General features: G+C 29.9%; 22 protein-coding genes. 5 read left to right on the top strand and 17 right to left on the bottom strand.

All coding sequences use genetic code 11. The features are described from left to right. Positions 1-41 precede the first annotated feature (41 nt). Both AC0L3M_RS11295 and AC0L3M_RS11290 read left to right on the top strand, forming a co-directional pair. The gene (locus AC0L3M_RS11295) at positions 42-986 is read left to right on the top strand and encodes a PorP/SprF family type IX secretion system membrane protein (RefSeq protein ID WP_473430806.1); all 945 of its coding nucleotides are present in this window, start codon (positions 42-44) and stop codon (positions 984-986) included. An 18-nt stretch (positions 987-1004) separates the two neighbouring features. Then, positions 1005-2954 carry an OmpA family protein gene (locus AC0L3M_RS11290; protein ID WP_473430805.1) on the top strand — a complete coding sequence of 650 codons (1950 nt, stop codon included), beginning with the start codon at positions 1005-1007 and terminating at the stop codon, positions 2952-2954. Positions 2955-3022: 68 nt separating this feature from the next. On the opposite strand, the gene AC0L3M_RS11285 is transcribed toward AC0L3M_RS11290, so the two are convergent. Beyond that, positions 3023-3715 (bottom strand): tetratricopeptide repeat protein, encoded by a 693-nt coding sequence (locus AC0L3M_RS11285; RefSeq protein WP_145004491.1) that lies wholly within the window; start codon positions 3713-3715, stop codon positions 3023-3025. A 202-nt stretch (positions 3716-3917) separates the two neighbouring features. Between AC0L3M_RS11285 and AC0L3M_RS11280 the strand changes: the two genes are divergently transcribed. Then, on the top strand, positions 3918-4382 hold the full coding sequence (locus AC0L3M_RS11280) for a CBS domain-containing protein (RefSeq protein WP_145004488.1): 465 nt from the start codon (positions 3918-3920) through the stop codon (positions 4380-4382). A gap of 11 nt (positions 4383-4393) precedes the next feature. On the opposite strand, the gene AC0L3M_RS11275 is transcribed toward AC0L3M_RS11280, so the two are convergent. Both AC0L3M_RS11275 and AC0L3M_RS11270 read right to left on the bottom strand, forming a co-directional pair. After that, positions 4394-4741 carry a hypothetical protein gene (locus AC0L3M_RS11275; RefSeq protein WP_292947414.1) on the bottom strand — a complete coding sequence of 116 codons (348 nt, stop codon included), beginning with the start codon at positions 4739-4741 and terminating at the stop codon, positions 4394-4396. A 3-nt stretch (positions 4742-4744) separates the two neighbouring features. Then, on the bottom strand, positions 4745-5275 hold the full coding sequence (locus tag AC0L3M_RS11270) for a GNAT family N-acetyltransferase (protein WP_473430804.1): 531 nt from the start codon (positions 5273-5275) through the stop codon (positions 4745-4747). Between the two features lie 229 nt (positions 5276-5504). Between AC0L3M_RS11270 and AC0L3M_RS11265 the strand changes: the two genes are divergently transcribed. Beyond that, positions 5505-5837, top strand: a complete 333-nt coding sequence (locus AC0L3M_RS11265; protein ID WP_145004476.1) for a single-stranded DNA-binding protein — start codon at positions 5505-5507, stop codon at positions 5835-5837. Between the two features lie 58 nt (positions 5838-5895). On the opposite strand, the gene AC0L3M_RS11260 is transcribed toward AC0L3M_RS11265, so the two are convergent. The 12 genes from AC0L3M_RS11260 to AC0L3M_RS11205 all read right to left on the bottom strand — a co-directional run bounded on the left by AC0L3M_RS11260 (position 5896) and on the right by AC0L3M_RS11205 (position 13235). Further along, positions 5896-7062, bottom strand: coding sequence for a DUF748 domain-containing protein (locus AC0L3M_RS11260; RefSeq protein WP_292947422.1), 1167 nt, complete (start codon positions 7060-7062; stop codon positions 5896-5898). A gap of 69 nt (positions 7063-7131) precedes the next feature. Then, a complete protein-coding gene (locus AC0L3M_RS11255) occupies positions 7132-7272 on the bottom strand; it encodes a hypothetical protein (protein WP_186439219.1) in 141 nt (46 codons plus the stop codon). A gap of 11 nt (positions 7273-7283) precedes the next feature. Next, positions 7284-7496 (bottom strand): hypothetical protein, encoded by a 213-nt coding sequence (locus tag AC0L3M_RS11250; protein ID WP_145004470.1) that lies wholly within the window; start codon positions 7494-7496, stop codon positions 7284-7286. A 37-nt stretch (positions 7497-7533) separates the two neighbouring features. Next, positions 7534-7992, bottom strand: a complete 459-nt coding sequence (locus AC0L3M_RS11245; protein ID WP_145004467.1) for a ferritin-like domain-containing protein — start codon at positions 7990-7992, stop codon at positions 7534-7536. Positions 7993-8025: 33 nt separating this feature from the next. Continuing rightward, positions 8026-8496, bottom strand: coding sequence for an outer membrane protein (locus tag AC0L3M_RS11240; RefSeq protein ID WP_473430803.1), 471 nt, complete (start codon positions 8494-8496; stop codon positions 8026-8028). Between the two features lie 51 nt (positions 8497-8547). Continuing rightward, on the bottom strand, positions 8548-8700 hold the full coding sequence (locus AC0L3M_RS11235; protein ID WP_292947434.1) for a lmo0937 family membrane protein: 153 nt from the start codon (positions 8698-8700) through the stop codon (positions 8548-8550). Between the two features lie 21 nt (positions 8701-8721). Continuing rightward, complete coding sequence (locus tag AC0L3M_RS11230) at positions 8722-9183, bottom strand: hypothetical protein (RefSeq protein WP_473430802.1); 462 nt, start codon at positions 9181-9183, stop codon at positions 8722-8724. A gap of 11 nt (positions 9184-9194) precedes the next feature. Continuing rightward, positions 9195-9773, bottom strand: a complete 579-nt coding sequence (locus tag AC0L3M_RS11225; protein ID WP_473430801.1) for a hypothetical protein — start codon at positions 9771-9773, stop codon at positions 9195-9197. 259 nt (positions 9774-10032) lie between these two features. Further along, the gene (locus AC0L3M_RS11220) at positions 10033-11817 is read right to left on the bottom strand and encodes a CHASE3 domain-containing protein (RefSeq protein ID WP_473430800.1); all 1785 of its coding nucleotides are present in this window, start codon (positions 11815-11817) and stop codon (positions 10033-10035) included. Positions 11818-11820: 3 nt separating this feature from the next. Continuing rightward, entirely contained in the window at positions 11821-12267 is a 447-nt protein-coding gene (locus AC0L3M_RS11215) for a response regulator (protein WP_473430799.1), read from the bottom strand. A 1-nt stretch (position 12268) separates the two neighbouring features. Continuing rightward, positions 12269-12838, bottom strand: coding sequence for a helix-turn-helix domain-containing protein (locus AC0L3M_RS11210; RefSeq protein WP_145004450.1), 570 nt, complete (start codon positions 12836-12838; stop codon positions 12269-12271). 58 nt (positions 12839-12896) lie between these two features. Further along, complete coding sequence (locus AC0L3M_RS11205) at positions 12897-13235, bottom strand: hypothetical protein (RefSeq protein WP_473430798.1); 339 nt, start codon at positions 13233-13235, stop codon at positions 12897-12899. 252 nt (positions 13236-13487) lie between these two features. Here AC0L3M_RS11205 and AC0L3M_RS11200 point away from each other — a divergent pair, with 252 nt between their 5' ends. Beyond that, positions 13488-14657, top strand: coding sequence for a DUF3095 domain-containing protein (locus tag AC0L3M_RS11200; protein WP_473430797.1), 1170 nt, complete (start codon positions 13488-13490; stop codon positions 14655-14657). Here the strand turns inward: AC0L3M_RS11200 and AC0L3M_RS11195 are convergent. Together AC0L3M_RS11195 and AC0L3M_RS11190 are read right to left on the bottom strand one after the other, a co-directional pair. Next, the gene (locus AC0L3M_RS11195; RefSeq protein ID WP_473430796.1) at positions 14650-15108 is read right to left on the bottom strand and encodes a hypothetical protein; all 459 of its coding nucleotides are present in this window, start codon (positions 15106-15108) and stop codon (positions 14650-14652) included. The two genes, AC0L3M_RS11200 and AC0L3M_RS11195, sit on opposite strands and share 8 nt — an antisense overlap. Before the next feature lie 81 nt (positions 15109-15189). Next, positions 15190-16155 carry an endonuclease/exonuclease/phosphatase family protein gene (locus tag AC0L3M_RS11190; RefSeq protein WP_473430795.1) on the bottom strand — a complete coding sequence of 322 codons (966 nt, stop codon included), beginning with the start codon at positions 16153-16155 and terminating at the stop codon, positions 15190-15192. Positions 16156-16208: the final 53 nt, after the last annotated feature.

Genomic DNA, 16208 nt, shown 5'->3' with positions numbered 1-16208 from the left:
CCAGTAACTCGAAAGAGTTACTGGTTTAAACTTATACAAATATGAAAAATTATTGCATATTCATTTTAGCATTAATGGGTTTAGGATTTTACTCTAACCAAAGTTATGCACAACAAGATGCTCAATACACTCAATACATGTACAACACTTTAAGTGTTAATCCTGCATATGCAGGGTCAAGAGATGTTTTAAGTTTTGTGGGCTTATACAGGACCCAATGGGTAGGTCTAGATGGTGCTCCTGATACCTTCACAGCATCATTACATTCTCCTGTTGGAGAGAAAGTAGGATTAGGTCTTAATATTACGCAAGACGAAATATTTATTACTAGCGAAACCTACATAGATCTGTCTTTTAGTTATACTTTAAACTTAAATAATGATGCAAAGTTAGCCCTAGGTCTTAAAGGAGGTGGTCACTTTTTAAATATTGATACTAATAAACTAAATACTGGAGCCTTTAATGTAGGTGACTCTGATGCCCAAATAAATATTGACAATAAATTCTCTCCTCAATTTGGTTTAGGAGTTTATTATTATACCAATAAATTTTATTTAGGTTTAAGTGCTCCAAATATTTTAGAAACAGAACATTTTGATGAAAATTCAGCAAACAATAATTCGTTTGCCACTGCAACCGAAAGAGTGAATTTTTATATAATGGCTGGTAGAACTTTTGATGTAAATGAAGATTTAAAGTTTAAACCTTCAACTTTAGTAAAGTTTGTTGATGGAGCACCATTACAAGTAGACTTATCTGCTAACTTTTTAATTAAAGAGAAGTTAACATTAGGAGCTGCTTATCGATGGAGCGCTGCGTTAAGTGCTATGGCTGGTTTTCAAGTGTCAGATCAAATTATGTTAGGTGTGGCTTATGATAGAGAAACAACAGAATTAAAACAATATAACGACGGTTCTTATGAAATCTTTTTAAGATTCGAATTATTCAAAAGAAATAACCGTATGGTTAACCCAAGATTCTTCTAATTCAAAATACTAATTAACATGAAAAAAATAATTACAATATGTATTAGCTTATTTTTTCTTTCAATAAATGTTTTATTGGCACAAGAGAAAAAAGCTGAAAAAGAAGGAAATAAAGAATTTGAAAATCTTGCTTTTATCGAAGCTAGACAGTCGTATTTAAAAGCTGCTAACAATGGATATAAGTCAGATCAATTGCTGAAAAATTTGGCTGATTCTTATTATTTTAATGCAGATTATAAAAATGCTGCTAAATGGTATGGGCAACTCTTTTATTCTACCGAGAATATGGATCCTGAATACATGTATCGTTATGCCTTATCTTTAAAAAGTGATAAAAGATATTTAGCCTCTGATGAAGTTATGGAAATGTTTTATGAGACTAAAGGTGAAGACTATAGAGCAAACCTTTATATAAACGAAAGAAACTATTTAGAAGAAATTGAAATGCAATCTGGACGTTTTGAGATTATAAATGTGGATTTTAATTCGGAATTATCAGATTTTGCACCTTCGTACTATCAAGGAAGTTTGATTTATTCATCAAATAGAAATGAAAGACATGCAACTAAACGTGTGCATGATTGGAATGAACAACCTTTTTTAGATCTATATAAACTAAATAGTATTGAGGTTTTAGAAACTAGTAGCTCTAAGTTTAATAAACAAATAAATTCGATTTATCATGAGTCTACAGCAGTTTTTACTAAAGATGGTTTAACCATGTATTTTACTAGAAATAATTACACCAACAAAGATTATAAGCAAGACGATAATGGTACCAATAGACTAAAATTGTATAGAGCTACCAGAGTTGATGGTGAAAGTTCAGACTGGAAAGTTCAGGAATTACCTTTTAATAGTGATCAATACTCTGTAGCGCATCCAGCTTTAAGTCCAGATGAAAAAACCTTGTATTTTGCAAGTGATATGCCAGGTACAAATGGATTATCAGATTTATACAAAGTAGCTATTAACGATAGTGTCTTTGGTGAAATTAAAAACTTAGGAAATACAATTAATACGGAAGGAAGAGAAACATTTCCTTTTGTAAGTAAGGATAACAAACTTTACTTTTCATCTGATGGACATCCTGGTTTAGGAGGCCTTGATGTATTTGTATCAGAGTTTAATGACGATAGTACTCTAGGTGAAGCCTTTAATTTAGGACGTCCTATTAATGGTACTGAGGATGATTTTACTTTTATCATGGACAGCGATACTAGTTTAGGTTATTTTGCCTCAAATCGTGAAGGTGGCGTTGGTGACGATGATATTTACAGTTTTAAAATGTATAGACCTTTAATAAGTAAGTGTCAACAATCAATAAATGGTATTGTATTAAATAAAGAAAATGATCAACCTATTGCAAACGCAACAGTGTTTTTATTAGATGAAAATAATAAGGTTATAAATGAAAAAACATCAAGAGCAGATGGTAGTTTTGATTTTGCTTTAGATTGCGGTCAAATTTACTCTATTAGATCAACTAAAGAAACATATTCTCCAGCCGAGAAAGTATTTAATACACCTAACATTACTGGGTCTGTTGAGCGTACGTTATTTATGAAGCAGCAAGACGATTTACCTGCTCCATTAGGTACCGATATTGCACCTTTATTGGGAATTAATATTATATATTTTGACCTGGATAAATCTTTTATTAGAAAAGACGCTGAAGTTGAATTACGTAAAGTTATTGACTTTATGAATGTGTATTCTAAGGTGAATATAGATGTTAGATCACACACAGATAGTCGTAACACAAATCAATATAATATTGAATTATCAGACCGCAGAGCTAAATCTACAATAGAATACTTAGTAAATGTTGGAGGTATAAGTAGATCCAGATTAACTGGTCAGGGTTATGGTGAGACTCAATTAAGAAACAAGTGTAGTGATGGAGTGCCTTGTAGTGAATCAGAACATCAATTAAATAGAAGAAGCGAGTTTATAATTGTAAAATAATTATAAATCAATTAATAAAAAAAGCCTTCCTGTAAACAGGGAGGCTTTTTTTATACACTAAAACTAATTTAGTTTTTAGGTTGATTCTGCTGTGCTGTTAATGCGTTTTTTGCTATCAATGCCATATTAAATTCAGGCTCAATAGCTAAAGCTTTTTCTAATATTAATAAGGCAGCACTAATATTTGTGTCTTTATTTTTATTTAATAATACTAAAGCATCTAAGTAATATAAACCTGCTTTTAAAGATACAGCATAGGGTTGCTGTGTTTCGTAAAATGTTTTTCCTTGGGTGTCTTTTACAGTCGCTAAACCTAAATCAATATATTTTTTAGCTTCCGTAAGGTTGTTTAAGTTTAAATAAATTTCTGCAATCTCATAAGCTACAGGAGCGTTTGGAGATTTGTCATGCATAGTTTTAAAAAAAGGAATAGCTTTATTTAAATCACCTAAAGATTTTAACGCAACAGCTTTAACTTCTAAAGCGATATCAGAGTCTGTAGACTTTTGCTCAATACCAATAGTGTTTAGAGCTTGAGTGAATTTTCCTTCGTTTAAATACACATAAGCTAACGTGTCTTTTCTTGCTTCTGATGGCTTTAAAAGGTTAAGGTGTGTTAAGGCATTTATAATACCTTGTACATCACCTTGCGTCTTCATTTGTTTGTAATAGGCTTCATAATGTTTTGATAATGCGTCATTGGTTTGTGCATTTGCTGTTAGACCAAAGCATAAAATTACTAGATAAAGTATGTTTTTCATTTTAAATATTTTAATTGTTTCAAAACTATAATTTTTTTTGAAGTATTTTTCTTAAATAACTAATTATTAATAGGTTGATTTTAGTAGTTGTGTAACCCTAGTTTTACGTTAAGCTTATTCAATATTAGCTATTTAGTTTGTTAATGGTTTAGGTTAAAAGATTAAAATTCAGTAACTTTAAGTGAATAACAAATTTAAAATTATGGGAATTAAAAGTTTTGAAGGTCCAAGAAAAGGACAGCAGTTAGATACTAATCAATCGTTAAGAGTTAGTGATTATATGACTAGAGATTTGATAACTTTTAAATCCACGCAAAGTGTGGAAGACGTTATTGATACTTTAATTAAATATAAAATTTCTGGAGGACCAGTAGTAAATGATAAAAATGAATTGATAGGTATAATATCTGAAGGCGATTGTATTAAGCAGATTAGCGATAGTCGTTATTATAATATGCCTACTGAAAATAATAGCGTAGAAAAGCATATGGTTAAAAATGTCGAAACCATTGATGGTAATTTAGATGTTTTTGATGCTGCAGCTAAATTTTTAGAGTCTAAGCGTAGACGTTTTCCAATAGTAGAAGACGGAAAATTAGTTGGACAAATTAGCCAAAAGGATATTTTAAAAGCAGCAATGCAATTAAAAGGTCATAACTGGAAATAGATTTAGTATGCTTATTGACGTTTTACTAAAGCATAAAAATCATTATCCAAAGGTAGGTAACCTTGGTCGTAAACAAAGTAATATATAGTACCAGCTTTGGTTGTGTATGTGCTTGTAAAATAATTAAAATCAAAACCTTTAGCTTCTAATTTAGTTTTTGTGGTTTTGGTTTTTTGTTCTGGATTAAGACTTTCTAAAATGCGCCAATTTTTACGTAATCGATTGTTAATGTTGCGGATTAAGTTTTTACCATCTTTATTAACCTTGTTGTTGTACGCATTCCTACAACCATCGCTACAAAATTTTTTATCTATGCGTCCAACTATTTTGTCTCCACATTCAGGACAGATTTTAGCCATAATTTATTTGTTTTCAATTTTATACCAACGTAAATTTAATTTTTCATGTTCAAAATAAAAATCATTAACGTAGTGTAATCCTATTTTTAAAAGTGCATTATGTGAGGCTTGGTTACCAGCTTCAGTGGTTGCATAAAGTTCGGGTAGATTCATGACTTTAAAGGCATAATCTACAGTGGCTTTACCAGACTCGGTAGCATATCCTTTTCCCCAATAACGTTCAATTAATCTATAGCCAACATCATAGTATTTTGTAAATCCATTCATGTTGTACTCTGTGTTTAATCTAATACCAGACCAACCAATAAAATCACCTGTTGCTTTTTCAATAACAGCAAATCTACCAATGCCACGATCTGCATATTGCTGCTTAACACTGTCTAATATTTTTTTAGCTTCGGCTTTAGTTTTAATAGGTTTGTTTCCTAAATACCTATGAACATTTGGATTAGAGTCTAGCTCAAACATACCCTCTAAATCAGTTGCTCTTAATTCACGCAGTAGTAATCTTTTGGTTTCAATGTTGACAATCATTAGATTTTAGTGTCTTTAAAGTTTTTTACTTGTATTTTTTAATTTGGCAAAACTTTTTTTAATTGCTTGTTTATTAGTTAGCTAAGATACATTTTTTCCGTTTACAAACGACAACAAACGTTTACAACCGACATTAAATGCGTAACTACCGAATAAAATTAGGGTGTTGTTTCATCTTTGCAGTGTCAAATAGAACTAATGAAGTTTGGCTTTTTAAAAACCTTATCTTATGAATACGTTAAGAAACAAAGTACAGTTAATTGGAAACCTTGGTCAAGATCCAGAAATTATTAATTTAGAATCTGGTAAAAAGTTGGCAAGATTTACGTTAGCTACTAATGAAAGTTATAAAAATACAAAGGGCGAAAAAATTACTGATACGCAGTGGCACCAAATAGTCGCTTGGGGAAAAACTGCTGATATAATTGAAAAGTATGTAGTAAAAGGAAAAGAAGTTGCTATTGATGGTAAACTAACGACTAGAACTTGGGAAGATAAAGATGGTATGAAACGTTATACAACAGAGGTGGTTTGTAATGAACTTTTGATGTTAGGTAAGTAATTATAGTACTTATTTGTAAAAAAAAGGAGGCTAATTAGCCTCCTTTTTAAATTTAAATTTATTTTTCTTCTTCACTATTTTTCTTCTCTTTCTCTTTTTGTTGTTCTTGTTTTTTTAATGCTCTTTTTTCTTTTCTAGTTAAATCTTGATCAGTAAATGCGTCTTTAAATTCTATGTCATCATCAATTTCGCCTTTAAAGGCACTAATCCAACCATTTTTAAATATACCTCCTATTGTTGGTAATATTCCAGATTGTATATTACTTAAATCACCTTCCATTGGTATTTTGGTTGCTATAGTATCTGTGCTTTGGTTTTTTAAAACAAATTTGAAAAAGCCTACAAAACCTTCCCAAATAACACCAAGAACACCATCGTCTTTTCCTATTAATTTAGAGTCTTTTAAAAGCGGTTTCATATAACCTTTAAAATAACCGTCTGCTATTGCAATTTCGCTGTAAAGCCCAAATTTTCCTTCCTCAAAATCAATACCACTATAGTGTCTTGTAAATGGGTTTAGACTTGTAACATCTGCATCTTCCAAAGCAAAGGAAATATCCATGTCTGGTATTTCTTTTATAATATTAATATTACCATTTAATTTTACTTTACCTTCTCCAATTGAGGTTGCTGTGGCAGTAATAGGCGAGGGAAGTATGCGATTGTTTTCTTTAACGTTTCTTAAATTGTCTGCTTGAAGATTAATATTGTTAAATTGTAGATCTATGTTAGGCTCTGTGTTAAGCTCTACGTAAGCTAATTTACCGTTATTAACCGTTAGGTGGTTAATATTAATAGGGACTAAGTCTGTTAGTGCTTTTGTCCAATCCTCCACGTCTGCATCATTAGCGGTATTGGTTTGATCTTCTTTTACATATATTATTTCAGGACTATACATTACAATCTCACTCACAATGTGACCAGTGAATAATGATTTCCACTCGATGGAAATATCTGTTTTAGGAAATTTTAAATAAGGGACTTGCGTTTTAGCGCTTACTTTATTTAAATACATGCCATTAATTACATAAGCACCTCTAATTAAAGCGATATCAATATCCTCTACCTGACCATAATAACCAGGTATATCTGCTAATACTTTATTGACGTTATTTTTTACTAGTATTGGTAAGTATAACCTAAATGCAATTAATATGACAAGGATAGTTATTGGTATTATATACCGTTTCTTTTTTATACCTCTTCCTTTATTTTGTGTTGTCATTTGCTATTAGTTTATAAAAAAGGCTCACGATTTGCGAGCCTTATATTTGTATTATTTGAATTTTGAGAATTAGTCTACTGCATCTTCTACATCATCTGCTGCACTCTCAACAGCGTCTTCAACTTTTTCTCCTGTGGTCTCTTCTCTACATCCTGATAGCGTTATGGCTAAACAAAACATGACTAGAAAGGTATATGATAATTTTTTCATGGCTATATGTTTTATGATTTTTCTTTGGTTTTAATTTCGTCATCAGTAATTTTCACCTTTTTATCTTCGGTTTCCATCTTGATTTTATCGTCTTTGACTTTCATCTTTGCGTCGTCGTCTTTCATCTCCTGTATAACTTCTTCTTTTTCTGATTGCTCTCTACAAGCCATAAAAGAAGTGGTTAATACAGCTAAAGTCAATACTGTATAAATTAGTTTTTTCATAATTTTTGGTTTTAATGATGGGTTATATAAAGCTAGATTATCCTATGATATCTTCTAGTCTTTTTACTGTGGTTAAGGCAGATTTTACAGTTGTTAATTGTGATTGCACGATAGTTTTGATTTCTGTATCCGAATCAAAGTTTTCTAACTGATCTTCGTATTCTTTAACACTAGCTTTTTCACCTCTAATACATTCTTCCATTAAGGCTTCATCAGTATCTGTGGTTAGGGTAGATTTTACATTAATCCATCCTCTATGTAAATCTCCTTTGATTGTCCCAGAAGCTTTAGGCTCTGCATTATGCTTTCTAATTTGAAAATCTAATTCTGTTGCAAATGTATTACGTTGCAACGCTTTTTGTTGTAACCAATTTTTTAAAGGTTCGCTTTGCGCTTTGGTCATTACTTGTTTGTAACCAGCTTCTGCATCGTAATTTTTTTGTAATAATTCTTGTAATGAATTTACTAAGTCTTGATTATTTTTTGTCGTTTTCATAATGTTTTGTTTTTGTTGTGTTATTTAATTTTTTTAGAATCTATATCTTACTCCTAATGCGATATCAAAGTCTACATCATCGCTATAGTTGTCATCAAATCCTAGTTCTGGTCTAAAGTCTAATGATAGTTGTAAAGGGATATTAAAATTATACTCGATACCAATATCTCCTGCAACTAAAGCAAAAGTTCCGTCGTTGTTACCAGAGTCGTAAGATCCAACTCCTGCACCAGCACCTACGTACCAATTAAAGCTTTCGTCTAGAGGCATTACCCATTGGTATAAACCTACTAACTTAAAAACATCTAAGTTGTCTGAGTCTCTCCAACCCAAGTCAAATTCCAGTCTATTATTATCGTTTAAGTGTCTTTGGTAAGAGATTTCTGCACCTAAGCCATCATTATCTCCTAATCTTAAACCTAAAGCATTTTTTGAAATGTCTTGAGCATTTACTGTAAAGGCTGTGATGGTTACTACTATTGCTGATAATATTAATTTTTTCATTCTATTATTGTTAATTTATATATTATTTTTTATTGATTAATTAAGCTTTGGTTATACACCTCGTCCACCAATTAGCCTTAGTAATATTGCAATTACTGCGATTACTAGTAATATGTGTATTAATCCACTTGCACTATAGATAAAAAAGCCTAAAGCCCAACCTATTACAAGTATTACTGCTATGATATAAAGTAGTCCTCTCATGATATAAAAATTTAGTTGTTATTATTTAGTTGATTTGAATGATTCGATTATTTTTGATTTAGAAACCTCAGTCTCACCCATAAGTTGTACCATTTGGTGAGCTTGATCTAAAGATGTTGCTACTCCAGTTGCAAACCCACGATCAGTTACAACTCCCCAAGTATAAATACGGTCTGCGTTTTTGGCACTATTTAGATAAATACTAGAAATCTCTTTTTCCAAAATTTTTGAAGCTTGTGTTAACGTGGCTATTTGGCTATTAGCGTCTTCTAGACTATCTGCTGTACCTGTAAATACGTCTGAGGATGTTTTTACTGTCCATTGGTAAATTTTAGTTTTTGCAACCTTTTTCTTTTCTGGATCTTTATTTATAATTGACGTATTGTTGTCAAATAATTGTGTGTCTAATACATCTAACTCTGCTGCGTTTACAGAAAATAGTGTTGATGTTATTATGGCTAGGGTAAGTATTAATTTTTTCATAGTTTTTTAAATTAGCTGTTAGTATTTAAAACATTTAAAATATTTTTTGTCTTATTTAAGCTGTCATTTATTTTAGAATCAGCTTTAACAATTAATGTTTTAAAGTCTTTACTGTTTGATGTTTCTGATAGTTTATTTAATATAAATAATTGATTGTCAATTATAGATTTAAGTTTATTTAGCGCTTTAAACTTGTCTTTTTCTGTTAGGCTTACTGTAGTTTTGTTTAATGGTGACTCAGCGTAATTTGGTATTGATATTAATTTGTCTGTAGCCACTTCTTGTAAATCCTCTGCAAACTCTACATGTGTTTGCTCTATTTTTTTTGCTAAATCTATAATGCTGTCTTTATTTATTACTTCTTGTAAAGCTTTGCTAAGGTTTATTACATCTTGATTGTCCTTAGATAGCATTAGTAATAATTTAGCTTCATTTTTGTTTTTATTAATTGCTTGATTTGTTAATTCTGATTTTTGATTTTCTGAATTTTTATTTTTTATTAATTCATCGCAAGAATTAAAGCTTATCCCGATCATGATTACAACAAACATAAATAGTACTGTAATCTTTCTGTTTTTAAAATATTTCATTTTTCATTTCTTCAATTTGATATTACAAAGATGCAACCGAGTTCAAAATTTTATGTTACATCATTTTTTGTTTTGTTTATAGAATTATCATTTTAAAATAATTTGGTCTATAATTACATTGCAAAGATGAGATATAACAAAGCATTTGGTGTTACATCATTTTAGTGGATGGTTATATGATTTCAATTTTTAGCTAGAAATTTGACATAAAAAAAACCTTACGTTGGTAAGGTTTTAATATTATACAGATTGTTTCTGGCTATTCCATGGGTAAGTATACTGTAAATACAGATCCTTTTTTTGGTTGTCCACTAGCAGTAATATATCCTTTGTGGTTTTCTATTATTTTTTTACAAATAGATAAGCCTATTCCAGTACCAGAATATTGATCCTTATTATGTAGTCTGCTAAATAGTACAAATATTTGCTCTGCATATTGATTGTCAAAACCTATCCCATTATCTGTAAATGTTATTTTATGGTAGTGAGAGTATTTAGGTTTTACAATACTGTCTTCTCCATCTGCTTCTACAATTTGATGCGTAATATTAATTTTTGGTATTTTACCATCTAATTTATATTTGATTGCATTACCTAATAGGTTTACAAATAATTGCTGAATTTGAAAAGGTATTACCTTTATTGAAGGGAATGTGTCTGAGGTTATAACAGCATTTTCAGCTGAAATAACTTCTGCTAAATCTTGTTTTGCAGCTTCTAATAGTAGGTTAATATTGGACTCTTCAAATACCTTATCTGCTTTATTTGATCTTGAAAATTGCAATAAATCATCAATTAACAAGCGCATTCTAGTAGCAGCGTTTTGTATACGATCAATATATTTGTTTCCTTTTTCAGAAAGCTTATCTCTTTCTTCGTCTTCTAATCTAGATAAAAACGTTTGTATTTTTCTAAGTGGTTCTTGTAAATCATGACTAGCTACATAGTTAAAAGACGATAATTCTTTATTATTACGTTCTAACTCAGCATTACGTTCTTCTAATATTCTAAGATTATTAATTTCATCTGTAATATCTGCAGTAGTACCTAGCAATACCGTTTCATCATCTTCATTTACAACAGACTTTCCGTAGGCTTTTAAATGTTTAATATTACCATTTTTGTGGACTACACGATAGTAAATGTAAGGTAGCTCTACATTTTCTTTCATCTCTTTGACTTGCATGTTTAGCTTTTCGATGTCATCGGGATGGACGTAGGTCAAAAAGTTTTCGTTGGTAGGCTCAAAAGATTGCGGTTGCTCACCTAATAATCGGTATAAATTGTCGGAATATGTAAATTCATCTTTTTTAACATTGTAAGTCCAGCTACCATGTTTACTAACAATTTCTGATTGATTAGTAGATTCTTTAAAAATCTCTAATTCTTCGTTAGTTGCTTTTAGGCGTTTTATATTTTTATAAATACTATTATAAGCAAGATACATTAAGATTAATGAACATAGTAATAATGAAAACAATAGTAATGGAGTTGCCATTAAGTCGGTTTCATATTCGCTACGACGTTGTTTAAGCAAATTGTTTTGCAACTTTATAATGCCTTTAATATTGTCTCTAATAGAGTCCATTAAAGCTCTACCATTTCTAAAATTTTCAATAAAATTAGGGTCTTCAATATCTCCTTTTGGCAATGATCTGTAAGACGTTTGAAAGGCTAATAACCGTTTATTAATTAACGTGTTTACTTCAATTAGGCTTTCTTTAAGTATAGTGTCGTCTTTAGTTAAAACCTTTAGCTCTGCAAAGCTGTTATTTATTTTGCTTCTTCCAGAAATATAAGGTTCTAAAAAAACAGAGTCTTTGGTAATAATATAGCCACGCTGTCCAGTTTCTGCATCTTTAAGGTTTGATAAAATCTGTTCAAGCTCCACATTTACCTTGTAGGTGTGCGTGATTAACTCGGAAGATTTTGTTACTTCCGTAATACTTCTGTAGGTTAATGCACCAACAACCAAGATTACAAATGCACTTATGTAAAGCGTTGTTCTTAAAAACGAAATATTATTTGAAAGTGTTTTAATCATATATTAAAAACGAAGTAAAAAGTTGTCTTTATTCATGCTATTAGTATGGTATTGCCAATTAATTGTCACCACTTCTGACAACACTTTTTTTAATGTTTTAAAATCACTTGGCTTTTTTATATAAATATTTGCACCTTGTATAAACGTGTTTTCTATATCCTCTTCGGAAGCTGAGGTGGAATAGATTGCAATTGCAATGTCTTTAAACTTAGTATTTTGTTTGATTTCTTTCAAACATTCTAGTCCAGATTTTCTTGGCATGTTTAAATCTAAAAATAGGACATTAGGTAAAGTAGCATCATCGCTATTTAAGTAATCCATTAAATAGACACCATCGTTAAATGTTTTAACTCTAGTTGTTATTTTAATTTCATCAAAGGCATCTGTAAAAAACAATCTGTCATCTTCATCATCATCTGCTAATGTTATATTTATATAATCCTCTTGCATACTATTCTTGGTTGTTTTGTTGGTTAAATTCTCTTCTTTTAGCAATTATCCTTTGGAATGCAGAAGGTGTAATTCCTGTTGTATTTTTAAACTGAGTACTTAAATGTGCAACGCTAGAATAGTTTAACCTAAAAGCAATTTCGGTTAAACTTAAATCTTGTTTAATTACAAGTTGTTTGGCGTATTCTATTTTTTGAAGAATTATAAAGTTTTCAATAGAAGTATAAGTTACTTCTGAGAATAAGTTAGACAAATAGCCATAACTATGACCTAAGGTATCTGCTAAATAAACTGAGCTTTTAACATTTACTACAGTGTCTTCATTAAAAACCATATCAATAATAGTATCCTTAATTTTTTGTACTAAAATGCTTTTCTGGTTTTCAACAATTTCTATTTGGTACTTATCTAAAGCAGATTGTAATGTGGCTTGTTTGTCAGTGGTTAGTTTTTCTAACACTTCGATTTCTCCAAATCCAACGTGCTTATATTTTATGTCATTGTCCTTTAAAGTTTGTTCTAAAACAATTTGACAAATGGCATTAAAATCGAATTTAAAAAACAAGGTCATATTAAAAATTTAGTTGCAAAATAAAGATAATACTTATTAATAAACTAATCTATGCAATTTACTTTTTAATAATAATGTTAGTAATTTTAGCAACATTAGACACAGTATATTTAGTGGTGTTTTTGGTTGCTTTTTGGTCCAAAACAAAGCTGTGGTTGTTAGTATTAATAACTACATTTTGATTAGCGTTTGAAGCTACTTTAAAATGTGGTACTTTTATTTTTATGTCAAAATATTGGTCACCAATTTCTAAATCTAAAGTGTTGTTTTTAGTTGTTTTTGTATTTTTTACGGGTTCTAAATGACTCACAATTTCTACCTCATTATTAGTAGACATTATTAATAATGGTGTAATACAAATTATTGTAACTATTAAAAGGAGTTTATTAGGTTTCATGTGTATTGGTTTAAAATAAATACTACTCTACTAACTATTTTTATAACCAACCAAGATCAGAATATGAAAATATTCTTAAAGAAGCTTTCAAGTAGTATTAATATTATAATACAAAGGTAAATTAGGACTCTAGTTTAACTGTTACATAATTTTGCCAAGTTGTTATATGATTTCCAAAATGCATGATTTTTATATTCATTAATGGATTACCTTTGTGCGCTAAGTGTTATTTACAGAATACTTTACGTACACATGAAAGACGATATTAATTTTTATAAAAGTATTTTTAAAAACAAATTGCCTTTAACCGAGCTTTTAAAGGATGAAAGTTTGTTTTCAAGTGTGCCTAAAAATTGGACTATTGTAGTAACAGATATAAAAAACTCCACAGAGGCAGTTGCTAATGGTTTGCATAACGATGTTAATTTATGTGCAACAGGAAGTATTATTACTGTTTTAAATACAATAAAAGGTATTGATAATAAAATCCAAATTCCGTACTTTTTTGGAGGTGATGGTTCTACTTTTATTATTCCTGATGTTTTATTAACACCAGTTATGACTGCTTTAAATAATTACAGTCAGCATATAACTAATACCTTAAAATTAAATCTTAGAGTTGGACACCTTCAGGTAGAAGAGGTATATAATAACAAGGTTACATTAAGGATTACTAAATTAAGACATAACAAGTACCTTACAACACCTGTAGTTTTAGGTAACGGAATAAAATTTGCTGAAAATTATATTAAACAAACCTTTGATAATACAGCAAACATTAAAGATAAAAACATTGCGTTAAATTTGGAAGGTATGGAGTGCAGATGGGACGAGATCTATCCAAATGAACAACATAAAAAAGTAATTTGCCTTCTTGTTAATTGCGATGACGAAAAAAAGCAAGCTGAGATTTATGGCACAATAATGAATGAGATTAACTACATTTTTGGTGATTTAGACAATCGAAATCCAATTACTACCTTAAAATTAAAATTAAACACTACGCTAGAAAAGATCCGTAAAGAGATGTATGTTAAAGTTGGTAAAAACCAATCAAAGTATCTAATTAATAATTGGTTAATTACAGTGTTTGGTAAATACTACTTTAAGTTTTTTAAAGCTGGAAAATTATACATTTATCGCGTTAGTCAATTATCAGATACAATAATGTTAGACGGATCAATTAATACAGTAATATCAGGTAATGACAAGCAAATTAAGCGTTTGCAAATACTCTTGGATGATCTGGAGTCTAATAAAAAAATTATTTATGGTTTACATACTACACATGCATCCATAATGTCTTGTTATATTGAAGATAGAGAAGAAAAGCACATCCATTTTGTGGATGGTACAGAAGGTGGTTATACAAGCGCTGCAATAATGTTTAAAAATAAATTAAAGCAACTTAGATTTAGCTAAGTTTTAATTTAGAGATGTAAAACTCTTGTTTAGTTGTTAACAGTTCGTTTTTTAACGTGTTTAATAAAATGTAAGCAGGTTTAGATAAGATTCCTGATTTAATTTCCTTGTTAACTTCACTTAAAAAATAAGCGTTAAGTTTCAAACACTCATTAATAATAAGCTGACTATCGTTTTTATAAAACTTACGTTTTATTTTAAACCATAACATATTAAGCTTTAACAATACACTAGGCTTGTTTGATTGTTGGATATTTACTGTGTTTAATATGGATAAAGACTGCTGTTTAAAAGCTTTTAGATAGCTAAGTTTATTATCTATCCAAGATTTAACCATTTCATTTTTGGTCTCAGATTTTAAATACTGATAGGATAATTCAATTGTAGTACTTACAGTAAGTAAGTGTTGTATTGCATTGCTACCAACCTCATATCTTATTATATTATCCATCTTGTATCGTTTATTTTTCTCAAAGTTAAATACATAGTGCATTTTTAACCTTACAAGATTTTTGCCAAACGTTACATAATTCTATTTTTTATTTAAAATCATGTATACCGGAAAATGATCACTATAACCACCTTTGTAGCGTTTGCCAACGTAAGTCCTATAAGGTGTGCCTTTGTATTTACCATCCATTTGTTTTAAAAAGTCGGCATCATATATATCTGCTTTTACAAATCTTAAGGTATTAGATTGACGCTCTAAAAAGTTATGCGTTATTATAATTTGATCAAATAAATTCCATTCAAAGTTATGGCTTGTAGTCCCTCTGTCAATAGATAGTAACGTTTCCATTGGATTAAATAAACCTTGATTAGCCACTAGTTGTTCAATACTATTACTTGCAGGATCATCATTAAAATCTCCCATAATAATAATTTTGGCATCAGTTATATTTTCCTTTAAAGTACTAACAATGGCTTGAAGATTGGAAGATGCTGTAATACGTTTGTATTCCGTTTCTATATCTCCAGTACGTCTAGAAGGCCAATGGTTAACTAAAAAATGTACAGGCTCATTTAAAAATAGTCCAGATACTAATAAAATATCTCTTGTATAATCTTGCGACCCATCAGTTTCGGTAAAACTAAACGTAAAGCTTTCAGAGTTTGTAACTTTAAATTTAGTCGTATCGTAAATAAAGGCAACGTCAATACCGCGTTCATCTTTACTATTGTAGTGTACAAATTGGTATGGATATTCCTTTAAATGTTTAGAGGTTATTAAATCTTTTAATACAGCTTCGTTTTCAATTTCGGCTAGACCAATAATTGCTGGATGAGAGTTGGTTTCTTTTCTGCCAATATTAGATATAGCATAACCAATTTTTCTTAATTTATTATTGTATCTTTTAATGGTCCAACGCTTTTCGGATGTTGGATTAAAATCAGTATCACGTGTTAAGTCATCTTTATAAATATCAAATAAATTTTCGATATTATAAAAAGCTATGGTCTGTTTATTTGCTTTTGATTTAAAAAAATTAAAATTCAATGTTGTAAATTTAGAGAGCTAAAAATAGCGATTTTATTATGGATACAATTATG

The organism is Olleya sp. KJ81-1 (genome assembly GCF_055808135.1).
The sequence above is the reverse complement of the archived record's forward strand: the minus strand, read 5'-3'. Positions and strand labels throughout refer to the sequence as shown.

What these genes read in the sequence shown, in the direction of transcription:
- AC0L3M_RS11200 (WP_473430797.1), top strand. Translation starts at nt 13,488, where the DNA reads ATGAAAGACGATATTAATTTTTATAAAAGTATTTTTAAAAACAAATTG.
- AC0L3M_RS11220 (WP_473430800.1), bottom strand. Translation starts at nt 11,817, where the DNA reads ATGATTAAAACACTTTCAAATAATATTTCGTTTTTAAGAACAACGCTT.
- AC0L3M_RS11255 (WP_186439219.1), bottom strand. Translation starts at nt 7,272, where the DNA reads ATGAAAAAATTATCATATACCTTTCTAGTCATGTTTTGTTTAGCCATA.
- AC0L3M_RS11205 (WP_473430798.1), bottom strand. Translation starts at nt 13,235, where the DNA reads ATGAAACCTAATAAACTCCTTTTAATAGTTACAATAATTTGTATTACA.
- AC0L3M_RS11235 (WP_292947434.1), bottom strand. Translation starts at nt 8,700, where the DNA reads ATGAGAGGACTACTTTATATCATAGCAGTAATACTTGTAATAGGTTGG.
- AC0L3M_RS11285 (WP_145004491.1), bottom strand. Translation starts at nt 3,715, where the DNA reads ATGAAAAACATACTTTATCTAGTAATTTTATGCTTTGGTCTAACAGCA.
- AC0L3M_RS11280 (WP_145004488.1), top strand. Translation starts at nt 3,918, where the DNA reads ATGGGAATTAAAAGTTTTGAAGGTCCAAGAAAAGGACAGCAGTTAGAT.
- AC0L3M_RS11265 (WP_145004476.1), top strand. Translation starts at nt 5,505, where the DNA reads ATGAATACGTTAAGAAACAAAGTACAGTTAATTGGAAACCTTGGTCAA.
- AC0L3M_RS11240 (WP_473430803.1), bottom strand. Translation starts at nt 8,496, where the DNA reads ATGAAAAAATTAATATTATCAGCAATAGTAGTAACCATCACAGCCTTT.
- AC0L3M_RS11260 (WP_292947422.1), bottom strand. Translation starts at nt 7,062, where the DNA reads ATGACAACACAAAATAAAGGAAGAGGTATAAAAAAGAAACGGTATATA.
- AC0L3M_RS11195 (WP_473430796.1), bottom strand. Translation starts at nt 15,108, where the DNA reads ATGGATAATATAATAAGATATGAGGTTGGTAGCAATGCAATACAACAC.
- AC0L3M_RS11275 (WP_292947414.1), bottom strand. Translation starts at nt 4,741, where the DNA reads ATGGCTAAAATCTGTCCTGAATGTGGAGACAAAATAGTTGGACGCATA.
- AC0L3M_RS11295 (WP_473430806.1), top strand. Translation starts at nt 42, where the DNA reads ATGAAAAATTATTGCATATTCATTTTAGCATTAATGGGTTTAGGATTT.
- AC0L3M_RS11230 (WP_473430802.1), bottom strand. Translation starts at nt 9,183, where the DNA reads ATGAAAAAATTAATACTTACCCTAGCCATAATAACATCAACACTATTT.
- AC0L3M_RS11250 (WP_145004470.1), bottom strand. Translation starts at nt 7,496, where the DNA reads ATGAAAAAACTAATTTATACAGTATTGACTTTAGCTGTATTAACCACT.
- AC0L3M_RS11210 (WP_145004450.1), bottom strand. Translation starts at nt 12,838, where the DNA reads ATGACCTTGTTTTTTAAATTCGATTTTAATGCCATTTGTCAAATTGTT.
- AC0L3M_RS11290 (WP_473430805.1), top strand. Translation starts at nt 1,005, where the DNA reads ATGAAAAAAATAATTACAATATGTATTAGCTTATTTTTTCTTTCAATA.
- AC0L3M_RS11270 (WP_473430804.1), bottom strand. Translation starts at nt 5,275, where the DNA reads ATGATTGTCAACATTGAAACCAAAAGATTACTACTGCGTGAATTAAGA.
- AC0L3M_RS11215 (WP_473430799.1), bottom strand. Translation starts at nt 12,267, where the DNA reads ATGCAAGAGGATTATATAAATATAACATTAGCAGATGATGATGAAGAT.
- AC0L3M_RS11245 (WP_145004467.1), bottom strand. Translation starts at nt 7,992, where the DNA reads ATGAAAACGACAAAAAATAATCAAGACTTAGTAAATTCATTACAAGAA.
- AC0L3M_RS11225 (WP_473430801.1), bottom strand. Translation starts at nt 9,773, where the DNA reads ATGAAATATTTTAAAAACAGAAAGATTACAGTACTATTTATGTTTGTT.